The following is a 21978-nucleotide window of genomic DNA, read 5'->3' on the forward strand; positions in this document are numbered from 1 at the left end:
AGGATGAGTCGATTCGCGTGGGTCAGGACTTGATGTACGGCTTGCCGTCTGCCGCCGGCGGACGGGACTTGCCGACGAGGCCGGCGACGGCGAAGATCGTCACGACGTACGGCAGCATGAGCATGAACTCGCTCGGCACCGGAGACCCGATGACCGAGAGCGTGTTCTGCAGGTTCGACGCGAAGCCGAACAGGAGCGCCGCGAGCGTCGCCTTGATGGGGTCCCACTGTCCGAAGATCACCGCGGCGAGCGCGATGAAGCCGGCGCCAGCGGTCATCTCCTTGTTGAAGGCGATGCCCGACCCGATCGTGAAGAACGTGCCGCCGAGGCCGGCGAGGGAACCGGCGAGCGCGACGTTCCAGAACCTCGTGCGGTTGACGTTGATGCCGACGGTATCGGCCGCCTGAGGGTGCTCGCCGACCGCGCGGACCCGGAGACCCCACTTGGTGTGGAACAGGCCGAAGTACACGACCGCGACGGCGACGTACATGAGGTAGACGACGAGAGTCTGGCGGAAGAACACCGGCCCGATGATCGGGATCTCGCTCAGGACCGGGATCGGCAGGCGCGGGAAGCGGGGCGGCGTATTGAGCAGTGCCGCATTCGGCGTGAGCACCTGCGAATAGATGAAGCTCGTGAGGCCGATGATCAGCACGTTCAGCACGACACCGACGATGATCTGGTCGACGAAGTACTTGATGGAGAAGGCGGCGAGCACCATGCCGACGAGCATTCCGGCCACCATCGCCGCGACGAGCCCGAGCAGCGGCTGGCGGGTCACGGATGCGACGACGGCGGCGGTGAAGGCGCCGGCGAGCAACTGACCCTCGATCGCGATGTTGGTGACGCCCGCTCGCTCGCCGATCACGCCGGTGAGCGCACCGTAGATGAGCGGCACCGCGAGGCTGAGCGATCCGAAGAGCAGGCCGATCATGGGGAGTGATGCACCTGCCGCCGCCCACGTGAGGAAACCGAACATGCTCAGGACGGCGAACACGACGATGAGCCAGAGCGGCACGCGGCGTCTCGTCGACACGAGCATCACCGAGTACGCCGTCGCGAGCACGAGCAGCGCGATGACCACCCACAGCGTCGGCATCGCGGGAACCGTGAGCTCGGGCAGCTGGATGACGTCGCTCGGGGTGGACCAGCGGAACGTGGTGTCGCCATCTCGCGGCGCGAACACCGCGAGCCCGAGGGTGGCGAGGGTGAAGACCGCGAAAGCGATCGGTGCCTTCCAGCTCGTGACCACGGTCGTCGGGAGGACGACGATCTCGGATGCCGGGGCGGGCTGCTGCACGGTGGTGCTCACTTCGCCTTCACCTCCTTCGTGACGATGGGTCGAGGTCTGCGCGGTCCGGACCCGGGAGCGGGCAGGCGGAAGATCGTGCGCACGAGCGGCGGGGCTGCGATGAAGAGCACGATGAGCGCCTGGACGACGAGCACGATCTCGATCGGCACGCCCTCAGCCGCCTGCATCGAGAACCCGCCGGCCTTGAAGGCGCCGAACAGGACGCCCGCGATGAAGATGCCCCACGGTCGTGAACGTCCGAGGAGGGCGACCGTGATGGCCTCGAAGCCGATACCGGCGTCGATGCCGGCGGTGAAGCCCGTCGTGACGGTCCCGAGTACCTGGCTGACGCCGGCCAGGCCGAGGAGTGCGCCCGCGATGAGCATCGCGTACACGTATATCGACTTCACGTTGATGCCGGCGACGCGAGCGGCATTGGGGTTCTCGCCGACCGCGCGGAACTGGAAGCCGAGGCTCGAGCGGTTGAGGATCCACCAGACGACGATCGTCGCGACGATCACGAGGATGAAGCCGAAGTGCAGGTTGTACTGCGGCCCGAGGAGCTCGGGGAAGATCGCCGTCTCCTTCATAGCCGGGGTCTTCGGATTGCTCGACCCCGGCGCCTGGAGCAGGCCGGGGGTGCGCAGCAACCAGGAGACGAGGTAGAACGCGACGTAGTTCAGCATGATCGTGACAATCACCTCGTGGGCGCCGGTGCGGGCTTTCAGCAGCCCGGCGATGCCCGCCCAGAGCGCGCCGCCGACGAGACCGCCGATGAGGGCGACGAGCATGTGGATGCCCCAGGGCATATCGAATCCGAACGCGATCCAGCCGGCGACTGACGCCGCGATCAGGATCTGCCCGCGACCACCGATGTTGAACAAGCCGACGCGGAAGCCGAGCCCGACGCCGAGTCCGCCGGCGATGAGTGGCGTCGCGAACGTAAGCGTCTCGGTGAGCGGTCGGATGCCGGCGAGGAAGTCGTCGCGGCGGAAGTTGTAGATCGACCCCTGGAAGAGCGCCGAATACGCGCCCGAGACCGAGTTCCAGATCGCGAGGAGGGTGTCGGAGGGACGCGAGAAGAAGTAGCCGCTCGTCTCCTGCACGCGCTCGTCGGTGAACGCGATCATGATCGCGCCGACGATGAGGGCGAGCACGACGGCGAGCACGGAGATGATCGCGTTGCCCGTGACGATCTGCTGGAACACCGTATGCCAGCGCGAGGGCGGCGGGACCGAGGCATCCGTGGAGGCAGTGCCTGGCCCGGCTGCGGTCGCGCGGGCGTCGTCGGCGGCGGTGCCGCCGGCAGGCGAGGACGCGGCCGGCTCCTCGATGGCGACGTCGGCGTCGAGGTCGGCGCCGGTGGGCAGGTCGCCCCTGGGCGGCTGCGGGTCGCTCATGCGGCGGCTCCTTCTCCGGGGTGCTCTCCGGCCATCATCAGGCCGAGGACGTCGCGGGGCGTGTCGCCCGGCACGATGCCGACGATGCGGCCGCGGTACATGACCATGATGCGGTCGGCGAGTGCAGTGACCTCGTCGAGCTCGGTGGAGACGACGACGACCGGCACGCCCTCGTCGCGTGCCTCGATGATCCTCTTGTGGATGAACTCGATGGATCCGACATCCACGCCACGAGTGGGCTGGGCGGCCACCAGGAGCCGCAGGTCTCGGCTGAGCTCCCGCGCGAGCACGACCTTCTGCTGGTTGCCGCCCGACAGCTGCCGCGCCTTCGAGTCGATGCCCTGCGTGCGGACGTCGAACTCCCTGATCTTCTCGCGCGCGAAATCGTCGAGCACCCCGCGCTGGATGTTGCCGGCCCGCACGAACGGAGCGCCGCCGCTGCGGTCGAGCATCAGGTTCTCGGCGATGGTGAACTCCCCGACCAAGCCGTCTTCCGTGCGGTCCTCCGGGATGAATCCGACCCCGGCGTCGAGCCGGCGCCTGACGCTCGCAGACGTGAGGTTCTCGCCGTCGAGACTGATCGAGCCCTGCACGCGGGGCTGCAGGCCGAGCAACGCCTCGGTGAGCTCGGTCTGGCCGTTGCCCTGGACGCCCGCGACGGCGAGGATTTCGCCACGCCGCACGGTGAAGCTCACGTCGTTCACGACGAGCTGGCCGATGTGGTCGACGACGGTCAGCCCATCGACGACGAGCGCCGGGTCGCCGAGTTTCGGCTCCTCCTTGTGCACGGTGAGCTCCACCGCACGGCCGACCATCATCGAGGCGAGCTCGGCGTTCGTGGCGGTCGGGGCGGCCTCGCCCACGACCTTGCCGAGCCGGATGACCGTGATGCGGTCGGCGACCTCGCGAACCTCGCGGAGCTTGTGGGTGATGAAGACGATGGAGGTGCCGGCCTCCTTGAGCTGGCGCATCGTGCCCATGAGCTCGTCGGTCTCCTGCGGGGTGAGCACGGCGGTCGGCTCGTCGAAGACCAGCACGTGCGCATCGCGCGACACGGCCTTGATGATCTCGACCCGCTGCTGCACGCCGACGGGCAGGTCTTCGATCAGCGCGTCGGGGTCGACGTGGAAGCCGAACTTCGCGGAGATCTCGTTGACCTTCTCGCGGGCGGTGGCAAGGTCGAGCACGCCGCCCGCCTTGGTGGCCTCGTGACCGAGCATCACGTTCTCGGCGACCGTGAAGACGGGGATGAGCATGAAGTGCTGGTGCACCATGCCGATGCCGGCGGCCATGGCGTCGCCGGGTCCGGCGAAGTGCCGCACCTCACCATCGAGGAGCACCTCGCCCTCGTCGGCCTGGTAGAGGCCGTAGAGCACGTTCATGAGCGTCGACTTGCCTGCGCCGTTCTCGCCGAGGAGGCAGTGGATCTCGCCGGCCTCCACGGTGAGGTCGATGTGGTCGTTGGCGACCAAGCTGCCGAATCGCTTCGTGATGCCGCGAAGTTCGAGCTTCATGTCCCCGATCCTAGTGAGGTGGCTGCATCGGCTGGAGATGCTGCGCGAATATTGAATGGGCCGGATGCCGCGTGCTCACTTGTAGCCCGCCGTGCGCTGCTGCGCATCCGGACGAAGGTCGGGGAGGCCGGCTTCCGCCGACCTCCCCGACCTGTGCGTTCGTCGCTACTCGGCGAGGTAGGACTTGACCTTGACGTCGCCCGCGATGATCGCGGCCTTCAGGTCGTCGAGCTCACCCTGGAGCTCGGCCGGAACCTTCGACTCGTAGTCGTGGAACGGCGCGATGCCGACGCCCTCGTTCTCGAGCGTGCCCACGAAGGGGGCGGTGTCGAAGTCGCCGTTGCCCGCCGCGACGACCGCGTCGTAGGTACCGACGTCGATGCCCTTGAGGATCGAGGTGAGCATGAGGTCGGCGACCGACGGGTCGGTCTCGGTGAAGTCGGCGTCGACGCCGATCATCGCGATCTCTCGGCCCGCCTCCCGGATTGCCGCCGCTCCGGGCTGGTAGATCGCGCCACCGACGGGAAGGAGCACGTCGACGTTCTGGTCGATGAGGCCCTGTGCGGCGTTGCGCGCCGTGTCGTTCGCTTCGAAGCCGCCGGTGAACACGCCGTCGGTGCCGTCCCAGCCGAGGACCTGCACGTTCGTGCCCTTCTCGCTGTTGTGGTAGTCGACGCCCTGCTTGAAGCCGTCCATGAAGATGGAGACCGTCGGGAAGTTCATGCCGCCGAAGGTGCCGACGACGCCGGTCTTCGAGTAGCCCGCCGCCGCGTAGCCCGCGAGGAACGCTGCCTGGGCCGTGTCGAAGAGGATCGGCTTGATGTTGTCGGCATCGGTCGTGCCGTCGAAGTCGTTGTCGGCCGCGTCGTCGATGATGACGTACTGGATGTCTGGGTTGGCGGTCGCGGACTCGACCGTCGCCGCCGAGAGGGCGAAGCCGACCGTCACGATGAGGTTGCAGCCCTGGTCGACGAGGTTGGTCAGGTTGGGCGCGTAGTCGGTCTCGGCGTCGGACTGCACGGTGACCGGCTCGACGCCGAGCTCCTCGGCGGCCTGCGTGAGGCCCTCGAAACCGAGCTGGTTGAAGGACTTGTCGTCGAAGCCGCCCGAGTCGGAGACCATGCAGGGGACGAAGTCGCTCGCCTCTCCCCCATCGCCGCCGTCGGATTCCTCGGGTGCCTGTGCGCAACCGGCGAGCAGCACGGCTGCGCCGAACATGGCGAGGCCGCTGAGCGCGGCCTTCCTGGTCGTGACCTTCACTGTGTCCTCCAAAGACTGCGCCCCGACCGTCGCGGGACTCGTGAAGTCACGTTACCGAATGTTGCAACGGTCTCAGAGGCCGGAGGGCGCCGCGACATCCAATGGTTATGAAGACGCGATGTTCTGCTCATATGAGCAGCCGACGCGTCCCCCGAGCGAGGGTGACCCGACGATTCAGTGCCGATTCTGGGCCGATCCGCGGTCTCAGGTCAGGGTGAGCTCGGCGAATCGACGACGAGTTCGCCCGAGATGATCGCCTGCCGCAGCCCCTCGATCTCGCCGTCGAGCCCTGACGTGACGAGCGGGGCGAGGTCGTGGTATGGCGCGATCTCCACGCCGCCGTTCTCGAGGGTGCCGACGTAGGGCTCGTTCGAGAATGTGTCGTCTTGCACCTCGCCCACGATCTGGACCATGGCGTCCTGCGTGTTCTTCAGCACGCTCGTGAGGATCACGGGACGGAACTCGGGCCGCAGCGTGTCGAAGCCGTCGCTGTCGACCCAGATGACCGAGACGCCGCCGCGTTCGAGCGCGGCGGACGCCGCCCCCTCGCCCACTTGCCCGGCGACCGGAAGGATGACGTCGGCGCCCTGGTCGATGAAGCCCTCGGAGAGCGCCTTGCCCTTGTTGATGTCCTCGAAGTCGCCGGTGAAGGCGCCGTCCTGCTTCGCCTTGTCCCAGCCGAGCGTGCGCACCGCAGTGCCGTGCACCTCGTTGTACTTGGCTACGCCATCGACGAAGCCGTCCATGAAGAGGGTCACGGGCGGCTGGTTGCCGCCGCCGAACGTCGCGACGACGCCCGTCTTCGAGACTCCGGCCGAGAGGTAGCCGGCGAGGAAGGAGGCCTGGGCGGTGTCGAAGACGATCGGCTTCACGTTCTCGGCCTCGACCGTCTCGTCGACGATGGCGAAGTCGAGGTCGGGGTTGTCGTCGGCCTGGGCGAGCGTCGCCTCGGCGAGCTCGAACCCGACCGTGACGATGAGCCCGCACCCGGAGTCGACGGCCTGCTGCACGTTGGGGGCGAGGTCGGTCTCACCGGTGGAGACGATCGCCTCGGCCTCGACGCCGTGCTCCGCCTCGGCCAGCTGCAGGCCCTCCCAGCTCGACTGGTTGAACGAGCGGTCCTCGAGGCCGCCGGAGTTCGTGACCATTCGCACGCACTCCTCGCTCGCCTCACCGCCGTCGCCGGCTTCGGGCGCCGGAGCGCAGGCTGCGAGGGCGACGGATGCCGCGACGAACGCCGCTCCGAGCCCGACCCATCGACGCACCGACATCCTGAACCCCGCTTCTCTCGTGCCTAGAGCACGTCGTTCGACCCGCCGAGCCGAAGTGCGTCGACGACCGCCTTCACCCGCTGCGCGTGTTCGCTCGTGGTGACGAGCAATGCGTCGGGGGTGTCGACCACGACGATATCGCGCACGCCGATCAGGCTGATGACCCGCTTGGAGCGGCTCACGACGATGCCGCTCGACGCATCGGAGAGGACGCGAGCATTCTCGCCGAGAATTGCGAGCTCGCCCGACCGCCCGGCGGTGTTGAGCTTCGCGAGGGAGGCGAAGTCGCCCACGTCGTCCCACTGGAAGTGTCCGCGGATGACGGCGAGGCGCCCGGCCGCGGCGGCCGGCTCGGCGATCGAGTAGTCGATCGCGATCTTCTCGAGCTTCGGCCAGATGCGGTCGACCGCCGGTCCGCGGGTGTCGGGGTCGTCCCAGGCGGCGGCGAGCTCGACGAGCCCCGCGTGCAGCTCGGGCCTCGTGCGGGCGAGCTCCTCGAGCAGGCGGTCGGCTCGGGCGATGTACATGCCCGCGTTCCAGAGGTGCTCGCCGCCGGCGAGGTAGCGCTTGGCCGTCTCGAGGTCGGGCTTCTCGACGAAGCTCGACACGGCGGTCACCCGCTCGGCGCCCGGCACATCGAGGGGATCGCCGCACTCGATGTAGCCGAATCCGACGGCGGGCTCGGTGGGCGTGATGCCGATCGTGGCGATGTAGCCGGCGTCGGCGGCGGCCATCGCATCGGTGACCGCTGCGCGGAAGAGCGCCTCGCCCGAGATGACGTGGTCGGCGGCGAACGACCCGATGATGACGCCCGGCTCGCGGCGCTCGAGGATCGCGGCGGCGAGGCCGACCGCCGCGGTCGAGTCGCGGGGCTCGCTCTCGAGCACGATGTTCGCATCGGTGAGCGCCGGCAGCTGCGACTCGACGGCCGCGCGATGTGCTCGCCCGGTGACGACCATGATCCGCTGCTCGCCCGCGAGCGGCGCGAGCCGATCCCACGTGTCCTTCAAGAGGGTCTGCCCCGAGCCCGTGAGGTCGTGCAGGAACTTCGGCGCATCGGCACGCGAGAGCGGCCACAGGCGGGAGCCGACGCCGCCGGCCGGGATGACCGCGTAGAAGCGGTCGATGGGAAGCGAAGGTCCTGGCATGATTTCGAGAATAGCGGTCGACGTGTCAGACGGGCTGGGTGCGATGCGGTCGCGGAGCAGGCCACGAGCCCCACGGATGCCGCTGCGGCATCCGATCTCTCGACGTCGAGAGAGTTAGGCAGTCCTAAGCGGCACCCTCCCCAGACGCGGGGCTAGACTCGATTTCGGGCGCCAGCGCCCTCGAATGCCGCCTCGTTCGGGGCGACAATACCGCCAGGGAGGGTTGTTCATGCCAGATACCTCGGCAGGAACCCTGACCGCACCCGCGAAGCCGGCGAGACAGAAGCCGGGTGGCACGCTGTACCGCGGCCGAGAGGGAATGTGGTCGTGGGTGCTGCACCGCATCACGGGTGTCGCGATCTTCTTCTTCCTCCTCGTGCACATCCTCGACACGGCGCTCGTGCGCGTGAGCCCCGAGGCGTACAACGCGGTCATCGGCACCTACCAGACGCCCATCATGGGCCTCGGCGAGGTCGCGCTCGTGGGCGCGATCGTGTTCCACGCCTTCAACGGCCTGCGCATCATCCTCGTCGACTTCTGGGCATGGGCGACGAGACACCAGAAGGTGCTGTTCTACGTCGTGGTCGGCCTCTGGGTCGTCACGATGATCGCCTTCGTGCCGCGCCACCTCATGAACGTCTTCAGCCACTAGAACGGGGAGCGAAATGACCACCATCGAATCCCCCCGTGCTCCCGCGCGACCCGCCCAGAGGCGAGGCGTCAACTGGGAGAAGTGGGGCTGGATCTACATGCGCGCGTCGGGTGTCGTGCTCATCGTGCTGATCTTCGGCCACCTGTTCATGAATCTCATGGTCGGCGAGGGCGTGAAGGCGATCGACTTCGGCTTCGTCGGCGGCAAGTGGGCCGAGCCGTTCTGGCAGTGGTGGGACGTGCTGATGCTCTGGCTCGCGCTCATCCACGGCGCCAACGGCATGCGCACCCTCGTGAACGACTACACGAACCCCGGCACTGTCCAGAAGGTGCTGAAGGGCGCCCTCTTCGCGTCGGCGGCGGTGCTCATCATCCTCGGCACCCTCGTCGTCTTCACCTTCGAGCCGTGCCCCGCGGGTGCGCCGGCCGACCTGCTTCCCTCGTTCTGCGCCGCCTAGGAGACCAGTGAATTCCGAGATCGCCGACGCCCCGACCATCATCGACGGCGTGCACTACCACCAGTTCGACATCGTCATCGTGGGCGCGGGCGGCGCCGGCATGCGAGCGGCCATCGAAGCCGGACCGGGTGCGAAGACCGCGGTCATCTCGAAGCTCTATCCCACCCGCTCCCACACGGGAGCAGCGCAGGGCGGCATGGCCGCAGCGCTCGCGAACGTCGAGGAAGACAGCTGGGAGTGGCACACCTTCGACACCATCAAGGGCGGCGACTACCTCGTCGACCAGGATGCCGCCGAGATCCTCGCCCGGGAGGCCATCGACGCGGTCATCGACCTCGAGAACATGGGCCTGCCGTTCAACCGCACGCCCGAGGGCAAGATCGACCAGCGCCGCTTCGGCGGCCACACGCGCGACCACGGCAAGGCTCCCGTGCGACGGGCGTGCTACGCCGCCGACCGCACCGGCCACATGATCCTGCAGACGCTGTTCCAGAACTGCGTGCGGCTCGGCATCAACTTCTTCAACGAGTACTACGTGCTCGACCTCGTGATGACCGACGTCGACGGCGTCGAGCAGCCGTCGGGCGTCGTCGCCTACGACCTCGCCACGGGCGAGCTGCACGTCTTCCAGGCGAAGGCCGTCATCTTCGCCACGGGCGGGTTCGGCAAGATCTACAAGACCACGTCGAACGCGCACACCCTCACGGGCGACGGTGTCGGCATCATCTGGCGCAAGGGCCTGCCGCTCGAAGACATGGAGTTCTTCCAGTTCCACCCCACCGGACTGGCCGGACTCGGCATCCTCCTCACCGAGGGCGCCCGCGGCGAGGGCGCGATCCTCCGCAACGCGAGCGGCGAGCGCTTCATGGAGCGCTACGCGCCCACGATCAAAGACCTCGCCCCGCGTGACATCGTCTCGCGCTGCATGGTGCAGGAGGTCGCCGAGGGCCGCGGCGCCGGGCCACACAAGGACTACGTGCTGCTCGACTGCACCCACCTCGGCGCCGAGGTGCTCGAGACGAAGCTCCCCGACATCACCGAGTTCGCGCGCACCTACCTGGGCGTCGACCCCGTGTACGAGCCCGTGCCCGTGATGCCGACCGCGCACTACGCGATGGGCGGCATCCCCACGAACGTCGCCGCCGAGGTGCTGAGCGACAACGCCACCGTCGTGCCCGGCCTCTACGCCGCAGGCGAGTGCGCGTGCGTCTCGGTGCACGGTTCCAACCGACTCGGCACCAACTCGCTCCTCGACATCAATGTCTTCGGCAAGCGCGCCGGCCGCAACGCGGTCGAATACGTCAAGTCCGTCGACTTCACGCCGCTGCCCGACGACCCGGCCGCGGCGGTGCGCGGCATGCTCGAGCAGTTGCGCGACTCCAACGGCACCGAGCGCATCGCAGCCATCCGCAAGGAGCTGCAAGACGAGATGGACAAGAACGCCCAGGTGTTCCGCACCGACGAGTCGCTCGAGCACGTCACCGACGTCATCGCCGGGCTGCGCGATCGCTACCGCAACGTCGCCGTGCAAGACAAGGGCAAGCGATTCAACACCGACCTGCTCGAGGCCGTCGAGCTCGGATTCCTCCTCGACCTCGCCGAGGTCGTCGTCTTCTCCGCGCGCAATCGCAAGGAGAGCCGCGGCGGCCACATGCGCGACGACTTCCCGAAGCGCGACGACGCGAACTACATGCAGCACACGATGGCCTACCTGTCGGGCGATCCGCACTCGTCCGATGCCGCCGACCACATCCGACTCGATTGGAAACCGGTCACGATCACCCGTTACCAGCCGATGGAGAGGAAGTACTGACGTGAGCACTGCCGCACTCGAGGTCAAGCCGGTGGATACCGCGATCCAGTCGTTCACCGTCACCTTCCTGATCCGGCGCTTCGACCCCGACATCGACACCGAGCCGCGCTGGCAGGACTTCGACGTCGAGATGTACGCGACCGACCGTGTGCTCGACGCGCTGCACAAGATCAAGTGGGAACAAGACGGCTCGCTCACGTTCCGCCGTTCGTGCGCCCACGGCATCTGCGGCTCCGATGCGATGCGCATCAACGGCCGCAACCGCCTCGCATGCAAGACCCTCATCAAAGACCTCGACATCTCCAAGCCCATCTACGTCGAGGCCATCAAGGGCCTGCCGCTCGAGAAGGACCTCATCGTCGACATGGAGCCGTTCTTCGCGAGCTTCCGCGACGTGCAGCCGTTCCTCATCGCGAACTCGAAGGCCGAGCCCGGCAAGGAGCGCGTGCAGTCGGTCGCCGAGCGAGAGCGCTTCGACGACACCACGAAATGCATCCTCTGCGCGGCGTGCACCTCGTCGTGCCCCGTGTTCTGGACCGACGGACAGTACTTCGGGCCGGCCGCGATCGTGAACGCGCACCGCTTCATATTCGACTCGCGTGACGACGCGGCATCCGTTCGCCTCGACATCCTGAACGACAAGGAGGGCGTGTGGCGCTGCCGAACGACCTTCAACTGCACTGAGGCGTGCCCGCGTGGCATCGAAGTGACGAAGGCGATCGCCGAGGTCAAGCAGGCGATCATGCGCGGCAAGCCCTAAGCGCGTACGGAGCCGGCCTCGCTGCGGTCGGAGGCGCCGGATCGGCGGCGATTCGACGTCGGAGGCCTCCCGTAGGATTTGAGGCATGCCCACCGCCAAACCGCTCCGGATCGCCACTGTCAACGTCAACGGAGTGCGCGCCGCGTTCCGCAAGGGCATGGGCGACTGGCTCGCCGGCCGCAACGTCGACATCCTCGCGGTGCAAGAGGTGCGCGCTTCCACCGAAGACCTTGAGGCGCTGCTCGGCGAGGAGTGGGACCTGCTCCACGACCCCGCCACCTCCAAGGGGCGCGCAGGAGTCGCAATCGCGAGTCGCAACCGCGCGAGCATCCACCGCGTCGAGCTCGGCGCCCCCGACTTCGACAGCGCGGGCCGTTGGCTCGAGGCCGACTACGAGGTCGGCGACCGCGTGGTCACCGTCGTGAGCGCCTACGTGCACTCGGGCGTGGCAGACGATAGCCCCAAGATGGTCGAGAAGTACCGCTTCCTCGACGCGATGGAGGCCCGGCTGCCCGAGCTTGCGGCCCACTCCGAACTCGCCCTCGTCGTCGGCGACCTCAACGTCGGCCATCGCACGCTCGACATCCGCAACTGGAAGGGCAACGTGAAGCGTGCCGGCTTCCTGCCCGAGGAGCGCGCCTACTTCGATCGCTTCGTGGGCGCCGAAGGCGACGAGCTCTACAACGCGGGCGCCGGCTTCGGCTGGATCGACGTCGGCCGCCGCGTGGCCGGCGACGTGCCCGGGCCCTACACGTGGTGGTCGCAGCGGGGCAAAGCGTTCGACACCGACACCGGGTGGCGCATCGACTACCACCTCGCCACCAAGTCGCTCGCCGACACGGTCGTCGACTACCAGATCGACCGCGCCGACGCGTGGGACACGCGATGGTCCGACCACGCACCCGTGGTCGTCGACTACGCCATCTGACGTTCCCCGACCGACAGCAAGGATCCGCAGCACATGAGCACGTCCCGTCCGATCATCTTCTCCGGCATGCAGCCGTCGAGCGACTCCCTCCATCTCGGCAACTACCTGGGTGCGCTCGTCAACTGGGTGGCCCTGCAGGATGCATACGATCCCATCTACTGCGTCGTCGACCTGCACGCCATCACGGTGCAGCAAGACCCCGAGGCCCTCAGGCAGAACGTGCGGCGCACCGCCGCGCAATACCTCGCCGCCGGCGTCGATCTCGACCGGTCGACGCTCTTCGTGCAATCGCACGTGCCCGCGCACGCCGAGCTCGCTTGGGTGCTCGGCAGCATGACGGGCTTCGGTGAAGCGAGCCGCATGACGCAGTTCAAAGACAAGTCGGCCCGGCAGGGCTCGGATGCCACGACGGTGGGCCTCTTCACCTACCCGGTGCTCATGGCCGCCGACATCCTGCTCTACGGCACCCATCTCGTGCCCGTCGGCGACGATCAGCGCCAGCACCTCGAGCTCACCCGCGACCTCGCCACTCGCTTCAACGCGCGGTACGGCGAGACGTTCGTCGTGCCCGAGGCGCTCATCGGCAAGGAGTCGGCGCGCATCTACGACCTGCAGGAGCCGACCGCGAAGATGTCGAAGTCGGCCGGCTCAGAGGCGGGTCTCGTGAAGCTGCTCGACGAGCCTTCCGTCACGGCGAAGAAGTTCCGCAGCGCCGTGACCGACACCGAACGCGAGATCCGGTTCGACCCGGCGTCGAAGCCCGGCATCTCGAACCTGCTCGGCATCTGTGCGGCCATCACCGGAAAGTCGATCGACGCCCTCGAGCGCGAGTACGCCGGCCGCGGCTACGGCGACCTCAAGAAGGAGCTCGCCGAGATCGTGGTCGACACCATCACGCCGATCCGTGCGCGCACGCTCGAGCTCATGCAAGACCCTGCCGAGCTCGACCGATTGCTCGCGATCGGCGCCGAGAAGGCGACTGAACGAGCCGAGCGGATGCTGCGCGACGTGTACGACCGCATCGGCTTCGTCCGCCGGGGCTGACGTGATTCCCGTCACGCTCACGACGTCGCGACTCGTGCTCGACCTGCCGACGATCGACGACGCCGACGCCGTGACGCGCTACTGTCAAGACCCGCTGTTCGAGCCGTACCTCACGACGCCCTGGCCGTACACTCGAGCCGACGCCGAGTCATTCCTCGCGGCGCATGTGCCGCAGGCGTGGGCGAGCGGCTATGTGGCCACCTGGGCGGTCCGGCTCGCAACGGGCGGCCCCTTGGCCGGCATGATCTCGGTGCGCGCCGAGACCACCGAGATCGGGTTCTGGCTGGGCAGCGACCACCGCGGTGCCGGCCTCATGAGCGAGGCGGCCATCGCCGTCGCCGAGTGGACGCTCGCCGGCGGCGTGCCCGGTGCCGACACCATGCTGTGGCGCGCAGTGCAGGGCAACGTCGGGTCGGCCAAGGTCGCGCGAGCTGCGGGGTTCCGGCGCATCGAGCCGCCGCGCGCGACGGTTCCCACCCGCGACGGGTCGACGCTGCCCGCGTGGCACGCCGTGCGCGGGGCATCCATCTCCCCCGACGCGGCCGCGAGCTGGGCGACGATCCTGGGGGCGCTCCCGTGACGTCGCGCGCCGCGTCGCCCGTCGTGCTGTTCGATCTCGACGACACGCTCATGGCACACCGCGAAGCGGTGGCGGCGAGCATCGTGCTCCAGATGCAGGAGCGCGCATACGACGGCGATCGCGTAGCTGCACAGCGACTGTGGCACGAGCTCGAGGAGCACCACTACCACGCCTATCTCGCCGGTGAGCTGAGTTTCGCGGGGCAACGCCTGGAACGGGTGACGGCATTCGCGCGCGCCCATGGCGAGGAGCTCGACGAGCCCGCCGCCGGTGCGTGGTTCGCGCACTACTTCGAGCGGTACCGCGAATCGTGGGCCCTGCACGACGATGCAGTCGACGCACTCCACGCGGTCGCGACGGCGCTGCCCGGAGTGCGCTTCGGCGTGATCACGAACGGCGAGCTCGACCAGCAGACCATGAAGCTCGAGCGACTCGGCCTCCTCCCCCGCATGACACACGTCATCGCCTCGAGCGACGTCGGCGTGGTCAAGCCGGGCGTTGAGATCTTCCGCGCGGCCCGAGATCGCTTCGCGTCCGACGCGCCGGTGTCGGCGTGCGCCTACGTCGGCGATCGCTTACGCACCGACGCGATCGGAGCTGCCGCGGCGGGATTGCTCGGGGTGTGGATCAACCGGCGGGGCGAGTCGCCCAGCGCTGACGACGCTGCGGATGCCGCGGCATCCGGCGTCGTCGAGATCCGCTCACTGCGCGAGCTCGCCGGTGCGCTCACCGAGCGAATCGCCTGAGCCCCGTCGGATGGGCGACGTCCCGCAATCAGAGTCGCCATTTTCTCGATCGGCCAGCTAGCGTGACTCTGTCGGTGCACGCCAGTCGCACCCCCAGTGAACAGGACGTCGATGACCGCACCCTCCGATGCACCCCGCGACGACGCTTCGGTGCAGCGCGTGGAACGACGCTGGCTTCGGGGCACGATCATCGCCGCCGCGGCCGCGGCCGCCGTCTTCGGTTCCTACGTCGCGCACGATGCCGCCGCGACCGCGCTCTACGAGAGCGCATATGACAGGTTCGCCGTCGCCGACGAGCTCGCGACGACCTCGGCCGATGAGCTCGAACTCCTCATCGATGCGGCCGGACGAGCGGTCATGCAATCCGACGAGCTCGAGGCGGTGCTCGTCGAGGGCCACGTTCGGCCCGAGGACGTCACGACGCTCGTCGCGGCATCCGATCGGCTCGCCGCGACCCTTGCCGACGCCGACGACGACCCGCTCTCGCACCTCCTGGCCTTCCCGGGCCCCGACGCGCTCGAGACTCCTGCGTGGGTCCGCTATGCCGACGCAGCGCGACTGCTCGAACAGGCCCAGGAGCGCACTGCCGAGACCGTGGCGATCGAGGCCGCGCTCGACGACATCGCCGACGCGCGTGCCCCCGTCACGGGTGCCGTCAAGGCGGTGTTCGAGGGTGCGGGCGCACTCGCCGGGCAGGCGCTCGCCGACAACCCCTCGGCGACATACCAGACGCGCATCGGCGTGCAGCACGCGATCGACCAGGACGGCCCCGGCTGGACGCACCCGCGCGATTCCGCGGCGGCATTCACGGGCCTCGTGCTCGCCGTCGAGGAACTGCGTGCCTCGCACGCCGCCGGGGAGGCGCGCAAGCTCGAGCCCTCCTATCCGGTGCGCGCCGAGATCGAGGCGTTCGCCCGTTCGATCTCGCATGGGGTGAACCTCGATTTCGTGTGGGCGTACGAGGTGTCGGGCCTCACGAGCGACGGGTGGTACTCGGGCACCGCCGAGTTCTGGCCCGACGACGGCGGGTGGGGCATCATCACCCTCACCCACAGCGTCTCCGATCGATGGGGCGAGGATCCTGATGCGACGGCGATCGTCGTGCACGAAGTGGGGCACACCCAGGCGATCCGTCCCGAGTGCGAGCCGTTGTTCACCGGGCCAGAGTTCTCGGGCGACCACGAGATGTGGGCGACCGCGTGGGCGATCTCCATGGGCCACGACGTGCCCGGATCCGGCATCTCCGCATACGGCCGCCCGAGCGACGCGCAGATCGCGACCGCGGGCCAGTGCCGCTGAACAGCCAGTGCCACTGAACAGGCCAGTGCCGCTGAATCACGGGAATAGCCCGCGGCCCCGCGCGTTGACCTAGAATCGACACGACAAACGTGCTCCGGGGTCGGTGTAATTCCGAACCGGCGGTGATAGTCCGCGAGCTGCGAGCGTGAGGCCGAGAGGTCGAACGCGAGCGGTTGAACCGGTGGAACTCCGGTACCGACGGTGAAAGTCCGGATGGGAGGCGGCACGTGTCGGCTGCGCAGTGCGCGGTCGACGATTCGGCCTTGCCGAGCATTCCCCGGAGCCTGACGACAGGACGAGGAATGACGAGTGAGCAATCTGCGGCGGATGCCGCGCAGATGCGTCGTGCGCTCGAACTCGCCGAGCGTGGTCCCGCCCGCGGCATCAATCCTCGCGTCGGATGCGTCATCGTCGCGCCCGACGGCGCCGTGCTCGCGGAGGGCTGGCATCGTGGTGCGGGCACTGCACACGCCGAGGTCGACGCCCTGTCGAGGCTCGAGCCCGGCGCGGCTCGCGGGGCGACGGCGATCGTCACCCTCGAGCCGTGCAACCACATCGGCCGCACCGGGCCGTGCGCCGTCGCGTTGATCGACGCGGGCATCACGCGAGTGGTCTACGCGGTCGCCGACCCGGGCGACCACTCCGCCGGCGGCGCCGAGCGTCTCCGCGAGGCGGGCATCGTCGTCGAGGGCGGCATTCTTGCCGACGAAGTGGAGGCGATCCTCGGCGATTGGCTGTTCGCGGCGCGACACCGGCGCCCCCACGTCACCGTGAAGTGGGCCTCGAGCCTCGACGGCCGCATCGCGGCGGCCGACGGATCGAGCCGCTGGATCACGGGCCACGCCGCACGCTCCGACGTGCATCGCCGTCGCACCGCCGCCGATGCGATCGCCGTCGGCACCGGCACCGTGCTCGCCGACGACCCGTCGCTCACGGCGCGCGATGACACGGGCGCACTCCTGCCCGAGCAGCCGGTTCCGGTCGTGTTCGGCTCACGCGCGATTCCCGCGGATGCCGCGCTGCGCCGCCACCCGCACGAGCCCGTGCTGCTCGCCGGCGCCGACCTCGTCGCCGATCTCGCGGAGCTGCAGCGCCGCGGCATCCGCTCGCTCTTCATCGAAGGCGGCCCCACGCTCGCGAGCGCGTTCGTGGCGGCCGGCCTCGCCGACGAGCTCCTCGTCTACCTCGCTCCCATGCTGCTCGGCGGCCCGCTGCTCGCCCTCGGCGAGCTCGGCGTCGCGTCGATCGACGGGGCCCATCGCTACGAGCTCGCCGAAGTACAGCGGCTCGGCGACGACGTGTTGCTCGTCGCGCATCCCAGACCGACCGAAGGGAACTGACATGTTCACCGGAATCATCGAGGAGCGCGGCACGATCACGCGCATCGAGCGCACCTCGGATGCCGCTCGCCTCACCGTGCGCGGCCCGATCGCCGTCGAGGGCGCGAAGCACGGCGATTCGATCGCCGTCTCGGGCGTGTGCCTCACGGTCGTCGATTTCGACGCCGAGCAGTTCTCGGCCGACGTCATGGCGCAGACCCTCGCCATGTCGACGCTCGACGGAGCGCACGAAGGACTCCCGGTGAACCTCGAGCGCGCGGCGCGCGTCGGCGACCGCATCGGCGGCCACATCGTGCAGGGCCACATCGACGGCACTGCCCGCGTGCTCGAGATCCGGCCGGGCGACGCGTGGCGCGTCATCCGGTTCAGCCTCGATCCGGCGCACGCGCCGCTGGTCGTCGACAAGGGCTCGATCGCCGTCGACGGCGTCTCGCTCACCGTGAGCGCCGTCGGCGACGAGCCCGACGGCTCCTGGTTCGAGGTGTCGCTCATCCCCGAGACGCTCCAGGCGACCACCCTCGGCGAGCGCGAGGTCGGCGATGCGGTGAACATCGAGACCGACATCCTCGCGAGGCAGGTCGAGCGGATGCTGCGCTTCGACGCCGCCCGCACGCTGCCGTCGTCGCTCATCGCTCCCGGCCCGGCATCCGTTCTTCCCCCCGTAACCGAGCCCGCGACGACCGGAGGTCACGCATGAGTCTCACCTCGATCCCTGAAGTGCTCGACGCGCTTCGCGCCGGCAAGCCCGTCATCGTCGCCGATGACGAGGCCCGTGAGAACGAGGGCGACGCGATCATGGCCGCCGAGTTCGCGACCCAGGAATGGATCGCGTGGATGGTGCGGAACACGAGCGGATTCCTCTGTGCTCCCATGCCGAACACGATCGCCGACCGGCTCGAGCTACCGCCGATGACCGAGCGAAATGAAGACGTACGCGGCACGGCCTACACGATCTCGGTCGACGCGGCCGATCGCAACTCCACCGGTATCAGCGCGGCCGAGCGGGCGCACACCCTGCGCGTGCTCGCCGACCCTGCGTCGACGCCCGAGCGGCTGATCCGCCCCGGCCACGTGCTGCCGTTGCGCGCCGTCGACGGCGGCGTTCGCGAGCGGGCCGGTCACACCGAGGCGGCCGTCGACCTCATGCGGCTCGCCGGGCTCTCCCCCGTCGCCGTGATCGCGGAGGTCGTCGAGGACGACGGCGAGATGATGCGACTCCCGGGGCTCATCGAGCTCGGCGAGCGTGAAGGCCTCCCCGTCACGACGGTCGCGGCGCTCATCGACTGGCTGCGCGAGTGGCACGCCGGCCACGACCTCGAGCTCGACGGCTCGGTGCTGTCGGCGGTCGCCGAGTCCTCGCGGGTCGCCTTCGAGGTCGAGACGACGCTCCCCACCGACCACGGCGTCTTCCGGGTGCGCGCCTACCGCGATCGCAGCACGGGCGCCGACCACGTCGCCATCATCGCCGGCGAGCCGCACGCGCAGGGAACCATCGCGCGCGTGCACTCCGAGTGCCTGACCGGCGAGGCGTTCGGCTCCCTGAAGTGCGAGTGCGGACCCCAGCTCGACGCCGCGCTCGAGCGGATCCAGGAGGACGGCGGCGTCGTCGTGTACCTCCGCGGGCACGAGGGCCGCGGCATCGGCCTCATCAACAAGCTGCGCGCCTACCGCCTGCAGGAAGACGGCCTCGACACGCTCGACGCGAACCTCGCGCTCGGGCTGCCGATCGACTCCCGGGATTACGGCGCGGCCACGGCGATCCTCGAAGACCTCGGCATCCGCTCGGTGCGCCTGCTCACGAACAATCCCGAGAAGGTGCGCCAGCTCGAGGCGCACGGCATCGCCGTGAGCGAGCAGCTCCCCCTCGTGGTGGGCGTTGGCGCCGGCAACACCGGCTACCTCGAGACGAAGCGCGATCGCATGGGCCACAACATCGATGACACGCAGCTGGCGGATGCCGCAGCCGAGACCCTCCTGGAAGGACACGCATCATGAGCGGAGCAGGATCCCCTGAGCTCGACGTCGACGGCACGGGCCTCCGGATCGTCATCGTCGCCGGGCGCTGGCACGACGAGATCACGAACGGCCTGATCGTCGGGGCGACGCGCACGCTCGAGGCATCCGGAGCCGAGTTCTCGCTCGTGCGGGTGCCCGGCAGCTTCGAGCTGCCCGTCGTCGCCAAGGCGGCCCTCGACGCCGGCGCCGACGCGGTCGTCGCCCTCGGCGTGATCATCCGCGGCGGCACCCCGCACTTCGAATACGTCTCCGCCGCGGCGACCGACGGACTCACGCGCGTCGCCCTCGATACCGGAAAGCCCGTGGGCTTCGGCGTGCTGACCCTCGACGACGAGCAGCAGGGCCTCGATCGTGCCGGGCTTCCCGGTTCGAAGGAGGACAAGGGGCAGGAGGCGGCTGAGGCGGCACTCGCCACGGCGCGCGTGCTGCGACGCGTCTGGGGCCGGAACGCCTAGGCTCTGGGCATGGAAATCCTCCGCACCATCCTGCTCATCCTTCATTTCATCGGGCTCGCGTCGCTCCTCGGCGGCTTCCTCGTGCAGGTGAAGGCGATCGGCGCGGGCAGGGGAACGGTCGTGCCGGCCATGGTGCACGGTGCCCTCACCCAGCTCGTGACGGGCCTGCTGCTCGTGGCGACGATCCAGATCGGCGACCTCGACGAGCTGAACAACGCGAAGCTCGCGGTGAAGCTCGTCGTCGCGATCGTCATCACGGTGCTCGTGTTCGTGTACCGCAGGAAGGCCCCGGCGCCGTCGTGGGCTCTGTGGTCGATCGGGGCGCTCACCGTCGCGAACATCGCCGTCGCGGTAGCCTGGCGCTGAGCCGATCGGCGCCGTTCCGGTCTGCGCCGTTCCGATCTGCGCCGTTCGTCGCAATTTCACCACCGCTCGTCTCGCCGGAGTCGACCCTCGAATGGGGTACGCCGTAGGGTGTTTCGGTTGCCACAAGTGACGATTCCCTTCCCCCTCGCGGTGATTCCCGTCTGATCGACGCGTCCCGCGGGGCCTGCTTCCCATGTTCGGAGTCCTCGCAGCGATGTCCTCAACCACTTCCGCGTCCACGTCGGCCGCGCCGTCCACCCCCGCCAATCCGCGCAACCGAGTGGTGCTCGCGAGCCTCATCGGCACGACGATCGAGTTCTACGACTTCTACGTCTACGCCACCGCCGCGGTGCTCGTCTTCCCGCACCTCTTCTTCCCGGCCGGCGACCCGACGACCGCGTTGCTGCAGTCCTTCGCGATCTTCGGCGCGGCCATGGTCGCCCGCCCAGTCGGCGCCGTCATCTTCGGCCACCTCGGCGACAAGCACGGTCGCAAGGCCACCCTCGTCGGGGCGCTCCTCACGATGGGCGTCGCGACCTTCCTCATCGGACTCCTGCCGACCTACCTCATGGTCGGCTGGTTCGCGCCGTTGCTCCTCGTGATCCTGCGCATCGCCCAGGGCTTCGCGCTCGGCGGCGAGTGGTCGGGGGCGGCACTCGTCGCGACCGAGAACGCGCCAGAGGGCAAACGCGCCTGGTACGGCACCTTCCCGCAGCTCGGCGCGCCGATCGGGTTCATCATCGCGAACGGCCTGTTCCTCATCATCGCGGCAGTGCTGCCGTCGGATGACCCGAGCTCCTCGCTGCCGTCGGCCGCGTTCCTCGACTGGGGCTGGCGCATCCCGTTCCTGTTCTCGGTCGTGATGGTGATCGTCGGCCTCTGGGTGCGACTGCGGCTCGTCGAGTCGGCGGCGTTCACGAATGCCTCCAACGAGGGCAAGCTGCAGAAACTGCCCCTCGCGAGCGTCTTCAGGAACTACTGGAAGCAGCTCATCCTCGGCACGTTCTTCATGCTGGCGACCTACGTGTTGTTCTACCTGATGACGACGTTCTCGCTCGGATACGGCACGAAGCCCACCGACGTTCCCGTTCCGGGTCTTGGCTACTCGTACACGACGTTCGTGCTCATGCTCATCGGCGGAGTCGTGTTCTTCGGCATCTTCACCCTGCTCTCCGGGCCATGGGCCGATCGCTGGGGCCGGCGCAAGACGCTCATCTGGGTCACGCTCGGCATCATCGTGTTCGGCCTGCTCTGGGTGCCGTTCCTCAGCACGGGATTCCCGGGCGTCATGGCGTGGCTCATCGTCGGGTTCGCGCTCATGGGCATGACGTTCGGGCCGATGGGCGCGCTCCTGCCCGAGCTGTTTCCCACCAACGTGCGCTACACCGGCTCCGGCATCTCCTACAACGTGTCATCGATCCTCGGCGCGGCCGTCGCGCCGTTCATCGGCACTGCGCTCTGGGCTGCCGGCGGCGGCAGCCCGTTCTGGGTCGGCATCTACCTCTCGGTCATGGCCGTGCTCACGCTCATCGCGCTCATCGTCTCGAAGGAGACGAAAGACGTCGACTACGAGTCCGCGGGCCTCGAGTCGTCAGCGGTGCTGTAGCGCAATCGAAGGGAAGGCGGATGCTGCGGCAT

The 21978-nt window shown here is 68.7% G+C and carries 21 protein-coding genes and 1 riboswitch; of the genes, 15 read left to right on the forward strand and 6 right to left on the reverse strand.

Annotated elements, in window-relative coordinates; genetic code table 11:
• Nucleotides 1–22: 22 nt before the first annotated feature.
• The 6 genes from J7E25_RS14765 to J7E25_RS14790 form a co-directional block, all read right to left on the reverse strand.
• On the reverse strand, nt 23–1312 hold the full coding sequence (locus tag J7E25_RS14765; RefSeq protein ID WP_308164594.1) for an ABC transporter permease: 1290 nt from the start codon (nt 1310–1312) through the stop codon (nt 23–25).
• The gene (locus J7E25_RS14770; RefSeq protein ID WP_214870916.1) at nt 1309–2691 is read right to left on the reverse strand and encodes an ABC transporter permease; all 1383 of its coding nucleotides are present in this window, start codon (nt 2689–2691) and stop codon (nt 1309–1311) included. Before J7E25_RS14770 ends, J7E25_RS14765 begins: the two co-directional genes overlap by 4 nt.
• Nucleotides 2688–4205, reverse strand: a complete 1518-nt coding sequence (locus J7E25_RS14775) for an ABC transporter ATP-binding protein (RefSeq protein ID WP_214870917.1) — start codon at nt 4203–4205, stop codon at nt 2688–2690. Before J7E25_RS14775 ends, J7E25_RS14770 begins: the two co-directional genes overlap by 4 nt.
• A 165-nt stretch (nt 4206–4370) precedes the next feature.
• On the reverse strand, nt 4371–5465 hold the full coding sequence (locus tag J7E25_RS14780) for a BMP family ABC transporter substrate-binding protein (RefSeq protein ID WP_308164595.1): 1095 nt from the start codon (nt 5463–5465) through the stop codon (nt 4371–4373).
• 209 nt (nt 5466–5674) lie between these two features.
• Nucleotides 5675–6736 (reverse strand): BMP family protein, encoded by a 1062-nt coding sequence (locus J7E25_RS14785; protein ID WP_214870918.1) that lies wholly within the window; start codon nt 6734–6736, stop codon nt 5675–5677.
• Between the two features lie 23 nt (nt 6737–6759).
• On the reverse strand, nt 6760–7884 hold the full coding sequence (locus J7E25_RS14790) for a mannose-1-phosphate guanylyltransferase (RefSeq protein WP_214870919.1): 1125 nt from the start codon (nt 7882–7884) through the stop codon (nt 6760–6762).
• Between the two features lie 229 nt (nt 7885–8113).
• On the opposite strand from J7E25_RS14790, the gene sdhC reads away from it, so the two are divergent.
• From sdhC to J7E25_RS14865, 15 genes are all read left to right on the forward strand, one after another.
• Nucleotides 8114–8536 carry a succinate dehydrogenase, cytochrome b556 subunit gene (sdhC, locus tag J7E25_RS14795; protein WP_214870920.1) on the forward strand — a complete coding sequence of 141 codons (423 nt, stop codon included), beginning with the start codon at nt 8114–8116 and terminating at the stop codon, nt 8534–8536.
• A gap of 13 nt (nt 8537–8549) precedes the next feature.
• Nucleotides 8550–8993, forward strand: coding sequence for a succinate dehydrogenase hydrophobic membrane anchor subunit (locus tag J7E25_RS14800; protein WP_214870921.1), 444 nt, complete (start codon nt 8550–8552; stop codon nt 8991–8993).
• A gap of 7 nt (nt 8994–9000) precedes the next feature.
• Nucleotides 9001–10806: a succinate dehydrogenase flavoprotein subunit gene (sdhA, locus tag J7E25_RS14805; protein ID WP_214870922.1), complete on the forward strand. Its 1806-nt coding sequence runs from the start codon at nt 9001–9003 to the stop codon at nt 10804–10806.
• Between the two features lies 1 nt (nt 10807).
• Nucleotides 10808–11566 (forward strand): succinate dehydrogenase iron-sulfur subunit, encoded by a 759-nt coding sequence (locus J7E25_RS14810; protein WP_214870923.1) that lies wholly within the window; start codon nt 10808–10810, stop codon nt 11564–11566.
• Nucleotides 11567–11651: 85 nt separating this feature from the next.
• Nucleotides 11652–12494, forward strand: a complete 843-nt coding sequence (locus J7E25_RS14815; protein ID WP_214870924.1) for an exodeoxyribonuclease III — start codon at nt 11652–11654, stop codon at nt 12492–12494.
• A 33-nt stretch (nt 12495–12527) separates the two neighbouring features.
• Nucleotides 12528–13538 (forward strand): tryptophan--tRNA ligase, encoded by a 1011-nt coding sequence (gene trpS / locus J7E25_RS14820; protein ID WP_214870925.1) that lies wholly within the window; start codon nt 12528–12530, stop codon nt 13536–13538.
• A 1-nt stretch (nt 13539) separates the two neighbouring features.
• Nucleotides 13540–14118, forward strand: coding sequence for a GNAT family N-acetyltransferase (locus tag J7E25_RS14825; RefSeq protein ID WP_214870926.1), 579 nt, complete (start codon nt 13540–13542; stop codon nt 14116–14118).
• Entirely contained in the window at nt 14115–14864 is a 750-nt protein-coding gene (locus J7E25_RS14830) for an HAD family hydrolase (protein ID WP_308164596.1), read from the forward strand. The genes J7E25_RS14825 and J7E25_RS14830 overlap by 4 nt, the downstream gene beginning before the upstream one ends.
• A gap of 111 nt (nt 14865–14975) precedes the next feature.
• Nucleotides 14976–16163, forward strand: coding sequence for a hypothetical protein (locus tag J7E25_RS14835; RefSeq protein WP_214870927.1), 1188 nt, complete (start codon nt 14976–14978; stop codon nt 16161–16163).
• An 85-nt stretch (nt 16164–16248) separates the two neighbouring features.
• Nucleotides 16249–16394, forward strand: a riboswitch (FMN riboswitch).
• A 71-nt stretch (nt 16395–16465) separates the two neighbouring features.
• The gene (gene ribD / locus J7E25_RS14840) at nt 16466–17503 is read left to right on the forward strand and encodes a bifunctional diaminohydroxyphosphoribosylaminopyrimidine deaminase/5-amino-6-(5-phosphoribosylamino)uracil reductase RibD (protein ID WP_214870928.1); all 1038 of its coding nucleotides are present in this window, start codon (nt 16466–16468) and stop codon (nt 17501–17503) included.
• A 1-nt stretch (nt 17504) separates the two neighbouring features.
• Nucleotides 17505–18200: a riboflavin synthase gene (locus tag J7E25_RS14845; protein ID WP_214870929.1), complete on the forward strand. Its 696-nt coding sequence runs from the start codon at nt 17505–17507 to the stop codon at nt 18198–18200.
• The gene (ribA, locus tag J7E25_RS14850) at nt 18197–19498 is read left to right on the forward strand and encodes a GTP cyclohydrolase II (RefSeq protein ID WP_214870930.1); all 1302 of its coding nucleotides are present in this window, start codon (nt 18197–18199) and stop codon (nt 19496–19498) included. Before J7E25_RS14845 ends, ribA begins: the two co-directional genes overlap by 4 nt.
• A complete protein-coding gene (ribH, locus tag J7E25_RS14855) occupies nt 19495–19974 on the forward strand; it encodes a 6,7-dimethyl-8-ribityllumazine synthase (protein WP_214870931.1) in 480 nt (159 codons plus the stop codon). Before ribA ends, ribH begins: the two co-directional genes overlap by 4 nt.
• 9 nt (nt 19975–19983) lie before the next feature.
• Nucleotides 19984–20340: a hypothetical protein gene (locus J7E25_RS14860; protein ID WP_214870932.1), complete on the forward strand. Its 357-nt coding sequence runs from the start codon at nt 19984–19986 to the stop codon at nt 20338–20340.
• A 214-nt stretch (nt 20341–20554) separates the two neighbouring features.
• Nucleotides 20555–21946 carry an MFS transporter gene (locus J7E25_RS14865; RefSeq protein WP_214870933.1) on the forward strand — a complete coding sequence of 464 codons (1392 nt, stop codon included), beginning with the start codon at nt 20555–20557 and terminating at the stop codon, nt 21944–21946.
• Nucleotides 21947–21978: the final 32 nt, after the last annotated feature.

Origin of the sequence: Agromyces sp. ISL-38, assembly GCF_018613935.1 — a bacterium.
Classification (GTDB): domain Bacteria; phylum Actinomycetota; class Actinomycetes; order Actinomycetales; family Microbacteriaceae; genus Agromyces.

Excerpts from the sequence above, each read along its gene's own strand:
- J7E25_RS14770 (WP_214870916.1), bottom strand. The coding sequence starts at position 2,691 with ATGAGCGACCCGCAGCCGCCCAGGGGCGACCTGCCCACCGGCGCCGAC.
- J7E25_RS14775 (WP_214870917.1), bottom strand. The coding sequence starts at position 4,205 with ATGAAGCTCGAACTTCGCGGCATCACGAAGCGATTCGGCAGCTTGGTC.
- J7E25_RS14785 (WP_214870918.1), bottom strand. The coding sequence starts at position 6,736 with ATGTCGGTGCGTCGATGGGTCGGGCTCGGAGCGGCGTTCGTCGCGGCA.
- J7E25_RS14790 (WP_214870919.1), bottom strand. The coding sequence starts at position 7,884 with ATGCCAGGACCTTCGCTTCCCATCGACCGCTTCTACGCGGTCATCCCG.
- sdhC (WP_214870920.1), top strand. The coding sequence starts at position 8,114 with ATGCCAGATACCTCGGCAGGAACCCTGACCGCACCCGCGAAGCCGGCG.
- J7E25_RS14800 (WP_214870921.1), top strand. The coding sequence starts at position 8,550 with ATGACCACCATCGAATCCCCCCGTGCTCCCGCGCGACCCGCCCAGAGG.
- J7E25_RS14815 (WP_214870924.1), top strand. The coding sequence starts at position 11,652 with ATGCCCACCGCCAAACCGCTCCGGATCGCCACTGTCAACGTCAACGGA.
- trpS (WP_214870925.1), top strand. The coding sequence starts at position 12,528 with ATGAGCACGTCCCGTCCGATCATCTTCTCCGGCATGCAGCCGTCGAGC.
- J7E25_RS14835 (WP_214870927.1), top strand. The coding sequence starts at position 14,976 with ATGACCGCACCCTCCGATGCACCCCGCGACGACGCTTCGGTGCAGCGC.
- ribD (WP_214870928.1), top strand. The coding sequence starts at position 16,466 with ATGACGAGTGAGCAATCTGCGGCGGATGCCGCGCAGATGCGTCGTGCG.
- J7E25_RS14845 (WP_214870929.1), top strand. The coding sequence starts at position 17,505 with ATGTTCACCGGAATCATCGAGGAGCGCGGCACGATCACGCGCATCGAG.
- ribA (WP_214870930.1), top strand. The coding sequence starts at position 18,197 with ATGAGTCTCACCTCGATCCCTGAAGTGCTCGACGCGCTTCGCGCCGGC.
- ribH (WP_214870931.1), top strand. The coding sequence starts at position 19,495 with ATGAGCGGAGCAGGATCCCCTGAGCTCGACGTCGACGGCACGGGCCTC.
- J7E25_RS14860 (WP_214870932.1), top strand. The coding sequence starts at position 19,984 with ATGGAAATCCTCCGCACCATCCTGCTCATCCTTCATTTCATCGGGCTC.
- J7E25_RS14865 (WP_214870933.1), top strand. The coding sequence starts at position 20,555 with ATGTCCTCAACCACTTCCGCGTCCACGTCGGCCGCGCCGTCCACCCCC.